This is a genomic window from Vibrio sp. 1-Bac 57, assembly GCF_037546855.1.
In the GTDB taxonomy this organism is placed as follows: domain Bacteria; phylum Pseudomonadota; class Gammaproteobacteria; order Enterobacterales; family Psychromonadaceae; genus Psychromonas.
This window is the reverse complement of record NZ_JALAAC010000005.1, coordinates 128726-141601: the sequence shown is the minus strand read 5'-3', so window position 1 is coordinate 141601 and position 12876 is coordinate 128726. Positions and strand designations below refer to the sequence as shown.

Below are 12876 nucleotides of genomic sequence, written 5' to 3'. Positions count from 1 at the left end.
ATAAATTTTGTTTGTTTTGCTGTTCACCTCAATGGACGCTATAATACGCGCCCTATATTTGCCCTTACAAGGAACTAATCGGTGTTCGAATTTCCCCAAATGAATAAAAGCAGTATTAAAAATGATGTGCTTTCAGGTTTAACCGTTGCATTAGCACTGGTACCTGAAGCAGTAGCCTTTGCCTTTGTGGCTGGTGTTGAACCTATGGTTGGTTTATATGCCGCATTTATGGTGGGATTAATTACTGCTATATTTGGTGGTCGCCCTGGTATGATTTCTGGCGCAACAGGTGCAATGGCCGTAGTAATGGTTGCACTAGTGAGCGAACATGGACTGCAATACTTATTTGCAGCTGTCTTATTAACAGGTTTATTACAAATCTTATTTGGTGCATTTCATTTGGGTAAATTTATCCGCATGGTGCCACACTCGGTAATGATAGGTTTTGTTAATGGATTAGCGATTGTTATTTTCTTAGCTCAACTTGGGCAGTTTAAGGTCAAAGATGCAAGTGGTAACCTAAGCTGGTTACAAGGCGAAGCATTATATGTAATGCTGGGTTTAATTATTTTAACCATGGCAATTATTCATTTTTTACCAAAATTAACTAATGCAGTACCTTCTACCTTAGTTGCAATTGTAGTGGTGACATTATTGGTTTATTTTGTACCTGCATTAGATACTCGTACGGTACTGGATTACCTGCAAAGTATGAGTGGCGATGAAAATGCAACCATTGCTGGATCTTTACCTACCTTTGCCATTCCTGCTGTGCCATTTAATTTAGAAACATTACAAATCATATTACCTTACGCGTTAATTTTAGCCGCGGTTGGACTAATTGAATCATTGTTAACATTAACCGTGGTTGATGAAATGACAGGTACGCGTGGTCGACCTAATAAAGAATGTGTTGCACAAGGTGCTTCTAACATGGTCAACGGCTTGTTTGGTGGTATGGGTGGTTGTGCCATGATTGGACAATCAATGATCAATATTAACTCCGGTGGTCGTGGTCGTTTGTCGGGTGTTACTGCTGCTTTGGCATTACTTGCTTTCATTTTGTTTGCGTCAGGCCTGATTGAAATCGTGCCATTAGCTGCTTTAGTGGGGGTTATGTTTATCGTAGTACTAGGCACTTTTGAATGGGCTTCATTCAAGATGATGCGTAATGTACCGATTAAAGATGCATTTGTTATTGTGTTAGTAAGTGGTGTTACCGTTGTTACTGACCTTGCGATTGCTGTATTTATTGGTGTGATTGTTTCTGCTTTAGTATTTGCATGGGAACATGCGCGTCATATCCATTCGAAGATTGAAGTGAGTGAAGACGGCAATGAAAAATCTTACCGTATTAACGGTCCTTTATTCTTTGGTTCTGTTAGCAACTTTTTAGAGTTATTTGACGTGAAAGATGATCCTCGCCACGTCATTGTTGATTTTGCAGAGTGTCGCGTTGTTGACCATTCAGCTATCGAAGCGATTAGTGTGTTAAACGGGCGCTATACTAAAGAAGGTAAAAAATTACATATTCGTCATCTAAGTAAAGATTGTCGCAAGCTATTAAACAAAGCGGGCGTATTAGTAGAAATGAATGTAATTGAAGATCCATCTTATGCGGTTGCATCAGACCAACTGGGTTAAGTGGTTATATAAACCTTATTGATATACTAACCGTTAACATTCAGATGAAGGGTTAGTATTTAAGGTGTAGGGTATTAAGCAGGATAATCGCCTGCTTTTTTGTTTGATGGTTTGATTCTTTTATAATATATGAAACTATTTTTCAGCTTGTTTTAGCGGTTTGATTGGCGGGTAGGACGGTAGTCTGCATCACATTTAGGACTGAGTTGTGTGGATTTTGGATTCCAAACTGAAAACCATATGTGTTTATTTCGAAATGTTTTCTTTCTATTTTTCATTTTCTTCTCCTTTTAGTTAGTAAGTACAATAACCTGTAAAGGTTACAATTTTGTGACCATTAAAAAAGATTTGTAGTAAAAATTAAGATGTTAATAAAATAATAAATAAACATCTTTTTAGTGAGAATCTTTATAATATTGTTATTGTAGTCGTCACAGTTATTGTATGCTTACCGTTCAGAGTGTCATCGGTTGTTTACATGAAAAACCAATGATTAAAAAATAGCTATTTTAACCATTCAAAGTACGCAGTGATTTTTGATGTCTATATTATTTATAGAAAACTGCATATAAGTTGAGTTAAAATAATAAAAGTTTTAATTTTATAGACAATAATCATTAACTGAAATTATTCATAAGTCGTAATAACGTAGTTTTATATTATTTGTCAATTAGTGTAATTGGTTGAGGTAAATTGTGATTAAAAAAATTGGTGTTTTAACAAGTGGTGGCGATGCGCCAGGTATGAACTCTGCAATACGTGCAGTAACGCGTACTTGTCTTTCACACGGTATTGAAGTTTTTGGTATTTACGATGGTTATGCAGGACTGCATGCAGGTAAAATTGAACAATTAGACCGTTATTCAGTTTCAGATATTATTAACCGAGGTGGTACATTTCTAGGTTCAGCTCGTTTCCCTGAATTTAAAGAAGAAAGTGTTCGTAAAGAAGCGATTAAACAATTAGAAAAACATGGTATTGAGGCTTTGATCGTAATCGGTGGTGATGGTTCATACATGGGTGCGTTGAAATTAAGCGAAATGGGCTTCCCATGTATTGGTGTTCCTGGGACTATCGATAACGATATCGCAGGTACTGATTACACTATTGGTTTTATGACTTGTTTAAATACAATCGTAGAAGCGGTTGACCGTCTACGTGATACTTCTTCTTCACATAACCGTATTTCAATTGTTGAAATCATGGGCCGTCATTGTGGTGACCTAACACTATGGGCTGCTGTCGCTGGTGGTAGCGAGTATGTGATTGTTCCTGAAAAAGACTTCGATGAAGAAGGTTTGATTGAACAGTTACGAGTTGGTGAAGAAAAAGGCAAAAAACATGCGATTATTGCTATTACCGAGCATATCACCGATGTTAATGCGCTAGCTAAACGTATTCAAGAAAGAACTAAGCGTGAAACACGCGCGACTATTTTAGGCCACTTACAACGTGGTGGGGCGCCAATGGCCTTTGACCGTATTTTAGCAAGTCGTATGGGTTCATACGCTGTTGAATTATTAAAAGAAGGACAAAGCGCACGCTGTATCGGTATTAAGAATGGTCAAATGGTTCACCATGATATTGCTGAGTGTTTACAAACAATGCAACGCCCATTCCGCCAAGATTTATACGACTTATCAAAAATATTATACTAAAACATAATACTAAAACATAAGACTAAATCATCGGTAAGATTTAAGTGATCGGCTAAGCCTACCTTCGAGTAGGCTTTTTTTTGTCAATATTAATGAGACTCGTCACATTCAATAAATAACCTATTTTTTTGTTAAAATAACTTAGTGCTTCGTTGTAAGTTTTTGTTTATATAGCATAAAATATTTTCACATCGATTTAACCTTGAACTAAGCCATTTTTCCTTCGTGAAGCTTACAACCCTTATTTAATATAATAACGATAACAATAGAAAGTATAATAGGAATAACTATGTCCGATCATAAAATCTGCATTTTTAAAGAATTCATTGATTACAACGAAAACTGCCAACAGTCACAGCAACTTCATCCCTCCTATTATCAGCTTGGTTTTATATGTAGCGTTCAAGCAATACCCGAAATAGTGGATCTTGAGCAGTGGTTAGCATATTTATGGCAAGAGGGGGCTGACATTAGTTTTGAAAATGAACTTCAAGCGGCTGAATTTGCAAATAATGTATTGAAACTGGTTGCTGAACTGGAACGTTTATACGAACAAGCGACTCCGTTAAATGCACTGGATTGTGATTCCTGGATCCGAAGAGATCAAACATTAAGTAATGATGCTCACTTTTTTTCAGCAGGATTTTTAGCCGCCATTGAATTGTTTAATGCACAATGGTTAATGCTTGAAGATGATCCTGAGGCGCAAAACTTACTACAAACAACTATTTTACTGTTAACAAAAATGGCTCCAAGTGAAACCATTGATCCGGCACTGATAGAAGTTTTTGAGCAATTACCTGATGTTGCTGAAATAGTAAAAATACTACCACAGCTGATAAGCAATTTAGCCTATAGTGCAGCTTCAACAAATACAGATCAGCAGTAATTCTTGGATTCAGATTATAAGTTAGTAGTTATTAATAAAAAGTAAGCAATTTAGCTTATAAGTGAGGCCACACTAATACAGGCCAACAATAATAAGCTATTTAACGCTTGGAGCTAGCAATGATTGCACAGAGTAAAACAGAAAATGAGTACTTTTCATTAGTGTCAGAAAATGAACACTTTGTTGTCATTAATAAGCAACCGGGTATTAACTTTCATAGTGAAGATGGTGAATTTGGTGTTGTTGTTGCAGTAGAAAAGTTTTTGAATATAAAGCTGTATAGCGTACATCGTTTGGATAAGATGACTTCTGGACTATTGTTATTGGCAAAATCATCGCAGGTAGCGAATGGTCTGTCTGAATTATTCAAAGCACAGCAGGTTCAAAAGTATTACCTTGCTATTGCAGATAAGAAGCCTAAAAAAACACAGGGGCTAATTAAAGGTGGTATGGAGAAATCGCGTCGCTCGATGTGGAAACTGACACGTAATCAAGATAACCTTGCTATCACACAGTTTTTTAGTTATGCCCTAGGTGAAGGTAAGCGGTTATTTATTGTGAAACCTAAAACCGGTAAAACGCATCAAATTCGAGTGGCATTAAAAAGTGTTGGTAGTGCTATTTGTGGCGATCCTATTTATGCTACGGAAACCGCGCATCAATACGACAGAGGGTATTTACATGCTTATCAAATTCAGTTTAATTATCTAGGGCAAGATCATCAATTTAGTGTAATGCCAGAATCGGGAGTAGAATTTCTATCAGATGCTTGTCAGCAAAAACTATTAGAACTGGGTAACTGTGACGGCTTACATTGGCCTAAACTTTAATTCGTTTTATGAGAAGTTTTTAGAAATATTTACAGGATTTCATTGAATGATTTTTGCCTCTTCAATGATAATAACTATAATAGTGACCAACAGCATGTTGATCACTATTCATTGAAAGGTGATTTAATGTTCCGAGTTAAGCAAATTCCGTCCAAATAGGTGCATGATCAGAAGGTTTATCAATACCTCTTAGTTCATAATCTATATCGGCTTCTATCGTCTTTTCTGCTAATGAGTGTGTTGCTAATACGACATCGATGCGTAAACCTCGATTGTCATCAAAACCGCGAGAGCGATAATCGAACCAACTGAATTTCTCATTTTCTTCCGGGTGCAATAAGCGGAAAGTATCTATGAAACCAAAGTCCATTAATGTGGCTAACCATTCACGCTCTTCCGGTAAGAAGCTACATTTTTTTGTTTGTAACCAACGTTTAGCATTGACTTCACCGATCCCGATATCTAAATCTAGCGGAGATATATTGATATCACCCATCACAATGACCTGTTCATCGGCATTATGGTTTTCATGTAAATAAGTATTTAAATCCTTATAAAACTGGCGTTTATAAGGATATTTAGTCTCATGGGTTTGGTTTTCACCCTGTGGGAAGTAACCATTCAAAATATGTACTGGCTGACCATCTTCATCTGCCACGGTGACCATGATCATGCGTTTTTGATGTTCTTCGTTATCGCTAGGAAAGCCATACTGAACTGAGCTTGGTTTTTGTTTGCATAACATTGCAACGCCGTAATGGGCTTTTTGTCCATGAAAGTATACGTGGTAACCCATTGCTTCTACTGCTTCAATTGGAAATGCATCATTGTGCACTTTGATTTCTTGCAAACCGATCACATCAGGTTGATGTTTATCGATAATTGCTTGTAATTGATGTAGACGTGCACGTAGCCCGTTAATATTGAAGGAGATAACTTTCATAAAATAATAGCCTTTACAGAATCGAAAGGCTGAATGTACCTTGTTGTGCTTATTTACTCAACCGAGTAATAATAATTAAAGCCTACGCAGCTTATTTAACTGGCTTTATATAAATATTAGTCGCTATTGGTTGGGGGCTTTTTAAATACTAATCTTTTACATTCTTTGTATATACCCATGCTACCTCAATATGCTTTGTCAGGCGAAACCTCGGATACCAGAGCAAGGCGCAACATGAGGTAATGGTTATTCCCTTTTTGATTGTTGCAACGCAGGGCTGATTTTCGAGGTTGCGCCCCTCAGGGCAAGGCAACTTGTACCAATCTGCGTTGTTATAAAATCTCTATGTAGAATAACTATACTTCAATTTTATGCCTAGCATCTCGGTACAATTTGCCTTGCTGACTTTGCATCTAGAGGTAGCATGGGTATAGCTACTCACAATTGTAATAATTATAACAGTGCCGTTTATGGGGTGATTATGCTTAGGAGATGGTTCCAGTAAATTTATGAATATCTTGTTGCCAGTGTGTTGCTAAAAAGTCGATAAAAGCACGCACGACCGATTGTTGATAATTACGAGAAAGGTAAACGGCCCATAAGTTATGGCCGGGAGAATAATAGTCAGGTAGCACTTCAACTAGTTCTCCGCTTTGTAAATAGGTATTTGCTAAATCACACGGAATATTAGCAATGCCCATACCTCTGAGCGTTGCATTAATCAGGACGCCCATTTCATTACATTGCAAGTTCCCCTTGACCGTTATTTCTTGATCACTGTTGGAAGATGTAATCCGCCATTTAGTGGCACTGCTATGTACCAAACAGTTATGAGTGATTAAGTCTTGCGGAATTTTTAATGCCGAAGAATTTTTTAAATAAAGGCTTGAAGCACATAATACACTGTCGATGTGCATCAATTTGCGAACAATAAGTTGCTCATCGGGCTGTTGCATATAACGAAGCGCAACATCGACACGCTCATCAACTAACTGTGACAGGTTATCAGACAGAATAAGTTGAATGTTTGTATTAGGGTGTAATGTTAAAAATGCTGCAACTTTATCAAAAAGCAACGTTTGCCCAAGCCCAATGGGTGATGCAACTCGTATTGTCCCCACTAGCTCATTATTATGGCTATGAGCACGACTCTGCATGTCTGAAACCGTGCTGATTATTTGTTGGCAATACAGTAAAGCTTCTTCTCCTTGTAACGTTAGACTTACTTTACGTGTAGTGCGATGAAATAATCGAAGTGATAACCATTGTTCTATTTCTTGTACATGGCGGCTTACCTGTAGGCGACTTAAAGATAAATGTTCAGCTGCTTTAGTAAAGCTGCCTGTTCGAGCAACTTCGATGAAGCTATTTATTGCCGTTATCTTATCCATTAGCATCCTATTTAGAAACAATATGCATCTTAATTCAATATTTATCATTTTAAATTGAACAAGTAAACTGTTTTTACTCGCTCAACAGTAAACATGAAAGAAGGAACATAAAATGAAATTAGCAATATTAGGTGCAACGGGTTGGATTGGTAGTCACATTATGGAGCAAGCTGTAAAGCGTGGTCATGAGGTGGTTAGTCTTGTACGTGATCCGACAAAAATCAGTAATTCAAAAACTAGTGTTGTCTCGTTTGACTTACAAAACGAACAAGAGATAACACCTTTGATACGTGATGTTGAAGTCGTGATTGTCTCTGTCGGTGGACGTACTAACGATAATCACCAGCTAGTGGCTGAAACTGCACAACGTTTGATGACAGATCTTGATGGCAGTAGTATTCGCATCGTTTGGGTTGGCGGTGCTGGAAGCTTAGAAGTGGCACCCGGTGTTACACTCGTTTCATCACCTGAATTTCCAGAAGATTATAAGCAAGAAGCATTAGCACAAGTAGAGGCATTAAATGTGTTCAAAGCCAGTAAAAGTAATGCATCATGGACATTTGTTAGTCCGGCTGCGATTATTTATCCAGGCGATAGCGAAGCTAAATATCGTATCGGTGATAACACATTTTTTACTAATACCGATGGTGAAAGTAAAGTATCAGTGACTGATTATGCGATTGCTATGGTAGATGAAGCTGAAAATGCAGCGCATTTAAATCAACATATGAGCATCGCTTACTAATCTATTTATCGATAGTTTAACAGTACCAACAATATTGAAACGAGCTTAATAGTCTCTAGATTTAATCAAGTACAATGATTAAAAAATACATTTATTTAATCTACGTTGAGTCAAAATACATTTGATAGAAGTGCATTTGTAAAATGCAGAATAGTTATCTAATTAAATGTCCGCTGTATATTCTATACAAAGTTACATTAACTATTGGCTGATTATTTTAATCAGCCAATTTTTTTAATTAGTTATTTTAAGTAAATTCATTAACTGAGTTCATCAATTTGATTGATTTATTAATTTAACGCAATCAATACATGGTGTAAATGCTCGGCTGTTTCTAAACCACTGTCGGTTAAGTAACCTCCGTCATGCTGCGTAGTGAGACCTTTGTCAAAAAGAGATTGTGCGGCTTGGATAACTGACGGGGATGCTTCTTTGTGAATTTTTAATCCTTCTAATTGTGATTTTTGTGGGAACTTAGCAAGTAATTTCATTTCTTCGAAAAAAGTATCAGAGTAAGTTTTAATCATCTTTAATTCACTTCTATTGTATTAAGGAACTTTCATCATATGCTCTGTTATATAAAAAGCAAAATTTACTCGAAGGGAACATGGGCTAGATCAATTCTCTGTAATATTCTGTTATTAAAGGTGATTTAGCGCACTTAAACAGATATTACTATGGAGAATATAATCTGTTTTATGGCTACGAAATGAGGTTTGTTAATTTCACTTTCATAATAATGCAATAAAAAAAGGAATGCCCTTGGCATTCCTTTTTTCTAGTGACACTTTAACCGTATTATAAAATTTATTCTGAGGTTAGAGGCACTTCGGTCTGATCACTTTGCGCAGCTTCATTAGGTGCATTTTTAGTTTTAGGGTTCTTAATTAATGGATTTTCAACAGAGGTATTGTCACTCACGATTTCAACTAATTGACCATTTTTGAAAGTAAGTAAAATTTCTGATTGCTGAATGTCTTCACCGCCTGGTTTGATATAACGAATGTAATACCATTTTGATGAATCAAACTGATCTATTAACATCGGCGAGCCTAAAACGTAAATAACTTGCTCCTGTGTCATGCCTATCTCAATTTTGGCTAGTTTTTCACTGTCAATATAGTTTCCTTGCACTACATCAATTTGGTAAACAAAGGTATCGTACAAATAAGAACAACCTGAAAGCGAAAAGGTAACTATAATACTAGCGAATATTTTTTTAATGTTCATGGGCTCATCAATCGTTAAAGGGTGAAAATGATGAAGCAGATAATACCCAAGCACAGCAGACAAGTAAAAATATAAGCGAAGAAATTTTGTGTTTCTGTTTTATCAAGCAGAACAAGTTAAGTAATTGTTTAAAAATAAGACTAATTAGGTGCTAGAAACAGAGTTAGCTTTAAATTTGTTGTAAATTTACGTAGAATTCAGCTCTTTTATTTTATCCCAATCTTTTTGACTCTGTGAATTATATAAATGCCATTATTTGCGTTAGGAATTAATCATCAAACTGCATCAGTAGAGCTGAGAGAAAAGGTTGCTTTTTCGCCTGATTCTTTATCTATTGCCTATGCTGATTTGTTGGCTCAACCCTTTGTCAAGGAAGCGGTCATTATCTCAACCTGTAATCGATGCGAAATCTATTGTCATTTTGAGCAGGAAGACCCCAGTTCAATATTACATTGGTTAACGCAGTTCCATGGTATTGAAACTGACAGCTTAAATGATAATTTTTACTGCTATCAAGATCAGCAAGCCGTAGCGCATTTATTTCGTGTTGCCAGTGGCTTAGATTCATTGGTGCTGGGTGAGCCGCAAATATTAGGGCAGATCAAACAAGAGTTTGCTACCGCTAGCCAATACAAAGCGGTCAGTAAAACACTAAACAAATGGTTTCAACATTCTTTTAGAGTTGCTAAACGAGTGCGTACTGAAACACAAATTGGAGCAAATGCGATTTCTGTGGCCTTTGCTGCGGTCTGTTTAGCAAGGCAAATATTTAGTGATTTAAAACAAAGTCGTGTTTTATTAATTGGCGCCGGTGAAACCATTGAACTAGTAGGTAAATATCTACTTGAGCATGAAGTGCCTAATATCACTATTGCTAACCGTACCCTAGAACGTGCCATGGATTTAGTAGAACAGTTTGATGCCAAAGCAATCACACTGGGTGAAATTCCTAATCACTTATCTAAATCAGATATTATTATCTCTTCAACGGCTAGCCCTTTGCCCATTATTGGTAAAGGTATGGTGGAAAGTGCTTTAAAAGACCGTCGTCATCAACCAATGTTATTTATTGATATTGCGGTACCTCGTGATATCGAGCAGCAAGTCTCAGAATTAAACGATGCTTATTTATATAGTGTGGATGATTTGCAGGGCATAATAGAAGAAAACAAACAAGCTCGTGCCGAAGCCGCAATTGAAGCAGAAAAAATCATTGTCGGCTGTGTTGATATTTTCATGGCTTGGAGAGAATCTTTAAAAGCGGTTGAAACTATTCGTTTATATCGTCAAAACAGTGAGCAATTAAGAGATGAACTATTACAACGTGCTATTACTTCATTAGCGAATGGCAATGATAGCGAAAAAGTATTAAAAGAACTGGCGTTTAAATTAACCAATAAACTGATTCATCACCCTAGTCAAGCACTAACTACAGTTAGTCAGACCGGTAATGAACAAGATTTAGAGTTACTCAGAGTAACATTGGGTTTAAGCCAAAAAGATGATTTATAAAGAATATATTAAGTAGCTCGACTGCTTACCTGTTCATAAAAAGAGATAAAGATGAAAGCATCAATTGTTGCAAAATTAGAAATTTTAGTTGAACGTTACGAAGAAGTTCAAGCGCTGTTAGGCGATCCTGATACCATTAGTAATCAACAGAAATATCGTGAGTTAACAAAAGAGTATTCACAGCTAGAAGAAGTTGTGCTGTGTTTTAAATCATTTCAAACTGCACAACAAGACCTCGTCGCTGCTGAACTTATGTTAGAAGACGATGATGAAGATATGCGCGAAATGGCGGAAGACGAAGTTGTTGAAGCAAAGGCTAATGTAGAAAAATTAGCTGACCAGTTACAAATTTTATTATTACCAAAAGATCCTAACGATGATCGCAACTGTTTTGTTGAGATCCGTGCCGGAGCTGGTGGTGATGAAGCTGCTATTTTTGCGGGTAACTTGTTCCGTATGTACAGTAAGCATTGTGATAGTAAAAAGTGGCGTGTGACGATCATGAATAGCAACGTCAGTGAGCAGGGTGGTTACAAAGAAGTAATCATGCAAATCGAAGGTGAAGGTGCTTACGGTTTAATGAAATTTGAGTCTGGCGGTCATCGTGTACAACGTGTACCTGAAACCGAATCTCAGGGGCGTATACATACTTCCGCTTGTACTGTGGTAGTGATGCCTGAAATCCCAGAATCTGAAGCGATTTCAATTAATCCTGCTGATTTAAAAGTTGATACATTCCGAGCATCAGGTGCAGGTGGTCAGCACGTTAATAAAACTGACTCTGCTATTCGTATTACGCACATTCCCACTGGGACCGTGGTTGAGTGTCAAGATCAGCGTTCGCAGCATAAAAATCGTGCTCAAGCTATGTCAGTATTACAGGCTCGCTTGCAACAAGCTGAAGATGAAAAAAATAATGCGGAAGAGCAAGATATTCGTCGTAGCTTAGTAGCCAGTGGCGATCGAAGTGAGCGTATTCGTACTTATAACTATCCGCAAGGTCGTGTTAGTGACCACCGTATTAACTTAACTATTTATCGTCTAAATGAAGTCTTAGAAGGTGAGTTAGATGCACTGCTTGGCCCTATTTTACAAGAAGACCAAGCAGACAAATTAGCGGCATTGGCACAAGGTAATTTCTAATTGCGTATTGATGATGCTTTGGTATGGGCAGAGTTCACGCTTGTAAATAGTGATTCTGCACTTTTGGATGCTCAAGTATTGTTAGCATTTGTACTTGGCAAAGAAACTCTCTATTTAATAACATGGCCCGAGCGCGATATAAGTGTACAGCAAAAGGCACATTTTGAATCTTTAATAGAACAACGTGTTAATGGTCATCCCGTTGCTCATTTAGTCGGGCAGCGCGAGTTTTGGTCATTACCGTTAAAGGTCAATAATAGTACCTTGATACCGAGACCAGATACTGAAGTCTTAGTAGAGGTTACGCTTAATATAATACTTGAAAAAAATTACCTTGATGCGCATATATTGGACTTGGGTACGGGCACAGGAGCAATCATTCTTGCACTCGCCAGTGAATTACCTAAAGCGCATTGCGTAGCGGTAGATTTTAGTGAGCAGGCAGTCAAACTTGCCACTGAAAACCGAGATAATTTAGAGCTTAAACAAGTACAAATATACCAAAGCGATTGGTTTGAAAATGTGCATGAGTGTTTTGACGTGATTGTTAGTAATCCGCCTTATATTGACGCTAATGATAAACACCTTCACCTTGGTGACGTGCGTTTTGAACCGTTATCCGCTTTAGTGGCTAATGAACAGGGCTTATCTGATATAAGGCATATTTGCGAACAGGCAAAAAATTATTTAAATAACGCTGGTTGCCTATTATTTGAGCATGGTTTTGAACAAGCTGAATTAGTGAGTCACATTTTGCATGAAAATGGCTTTACAGGTATACGAACTGAACAAGATTACGCAAATAACGACCGTGTGACGTTAGGATTTTTACCGAGTTAACGTTCATATTATAAATTTGTATTTTCGAACAATATTAATAAAATAACTGTA

At 37.1% G+C, this 12876-nt stretch carries 12 protein-coding genes; 8 read left to right on the top strand and 4 right to left on the bottom strand.

Annotation, left to right across the window (positions count from 1 at the left end; all coding sequences use genetic code 11):
• The first annotated feature begins 81 nt into the window (after window positions 1–81).
• The 4 genes from MT391_RS05045 (at window position 82) to MT391_RS05030 (ending at window position 5021) form a co-directional block, all read left to right on the top strand.
• Window positions 82–1644: a SulP family inorganic anion transporter gene (locus tag MT391_RS05045; RefSeq protein WP_499497104.1), complete on the top strand. Its 1563-nt coding sequence runs from the start codon at window positions 82–84 to the stop codon at window positions 1642–1644.
• Between the two features lie 695 nt (window positions 1645–2339).
• On the top strand, window positions 2340–3302 hold the full coding sequence (gene pfkA / locus MT391_RS05040; RefSeq protein WP_166369115.1) for a 6-phosphofructokinase: 963 nt from the start codon (window positions 2340–2342) through the stop codon (window positions 3300–3302).
• 289 nt (window positions 3303–3591) lie between these two features.
• Window positions 3592–4191: a UPF0149 family protein gene (locus MT391_RS05035; RefSeq protein ID WP_499497103.1), complete on the top strand. Its 600-nt coding sequence runs from the start codon at window positions 3592–3594 to the stop codon at window positions 4189–4191.
• Between the two features lie 119 nt (window positions 4192–4310).
• On the top strand, window positions 4311–5021 hold the full coding sequence (locus MT391_RS05030; RefSeq protein ID WP_499497102.1) for a TIGR01621 family pseudouridine synthase: 711 nt from the start codon (window positions 4311–4313) through the stop codon (window positions 5019–5021).
• A 136-nt stretch (window positions 5022–5157) separates the two neighbouring features.
• Here the strand turns inward: MT391_RS05030 and xthA are convergent, their stop codons facing one another.
• Together xthA and MT391_RS05020 are read right to left on the bottom strand one after the other, a co-directional pair.
• A complete protein-coding gene (xthA, locus tag MT391_RS05025) occupies window positions 5158–5964 on the bottom strand; it encodes an exodeoxyribonuclease III (protein ID WP_499497101.1) in 807 nt (268 codons plus the stop codon).
• 485 nt (window positions 5965–6449) lie between these two features.
• Window positions 6450–7355 carry a LysR family transcriptional regulator gene (locus tag MT391_RS05020; RefSeq protein WP_499497100.1) on the bottom strand — a complete coding sequence of 302 codons (906 nt, stop codon included), beginning with the start codon at window positions 7353–7355 and terminating at the stop codon, window positions 6450–6452.
• Between the two features lie 112 nt (window positions 7356–7467).
• Here MT391_RS05020 and MT391_RS05015 point away from each other — a divergent pair, with 112 nt between their 5' ends.
• Window positions 7468–8100 carry an NAD(P)-dependent oxidoreductase gene (locus tag MT391_RS05015; protein ID WP_499497099.1) on the top strand — a complete coding sequence of 211 codons (633 nt, stop codon included), beginning with the start codon at window positions 7468–7470 and terminating at the stop codon, window positions 8098–8100.
• Between the two features lie 290 nt (window positions 8101–8390).
• Here MT391_RS05015 and MT391_RS05010 read toward each other — a convergent pair whose 3' ends face one another.
• On the bottom strand, window positions 8391–8627 hold the full coding sequence (locus MT391_RS05010) for a TIGR02647 family protein (RefSeq protein WP_028867728.1): 237 nt from the start codon (window positions 8625–8627) through the stop codon (window positions 8391–8393).
• 280 nt (window positions 8628–8907) lie between these two features.
• Window positions 8908–9330 carry an outer membrane protein assembly factor BamE gene (locus MT391_RS05005; RefSeq protein ID WP_166369127.1) on the bottom strand — a complete coding sequence of 141 codons (423 nt, stop codon included), beginning with the start codon at window positions 9328–9330 and terminating at the stop codon, window positions 8908–8910.
• Window positions 9331–9576: 246 nt separating this feature from the next.
• On the opposite strand from MT391_RS05005, the gene hemA reads away from it, so the two are divergent.
• The 3 genes from hemA to prmC are packed head-to-tail and all read left to right on the top strand — an operon-like array spanning window position 9577 to window position 12825.
• A complete protein-coding gene (gene hemA, locus MT391_RS05000) occupies window positions 9577–10842 on the top strand; it encodes a glutamyl-tRNA reductase (protein WP_499440156.1) in 1266 nt (421 codons plus the stop codon).
• Between the two features lie 51 nt (window positions 10843–10893).
• Window positions 10894–11985, top strand: coding sequence for a peptide chain release factor 1 (gene prfA, locus MT391_RS04995; protein WP_499497098.1), 1092 nt, complete (start codon window positions 10894–10896; stop codon window positions 11983–11985).
• On the top strand, window positions 11986–12825 hold the full coding sequence (gene prmC / locus MT391_RS04990; protein ID WP_499497097.1) for a peptide chain release factor N(5)-glutamine methyltransferase: 840 nt from the start codon (window positions 11986–11988) through the stop codon (window positions 12823–12825). It begins immediately after the preceding gene.
• Window positions 12826–12876 lie beyond the last annotated feature (51 nt).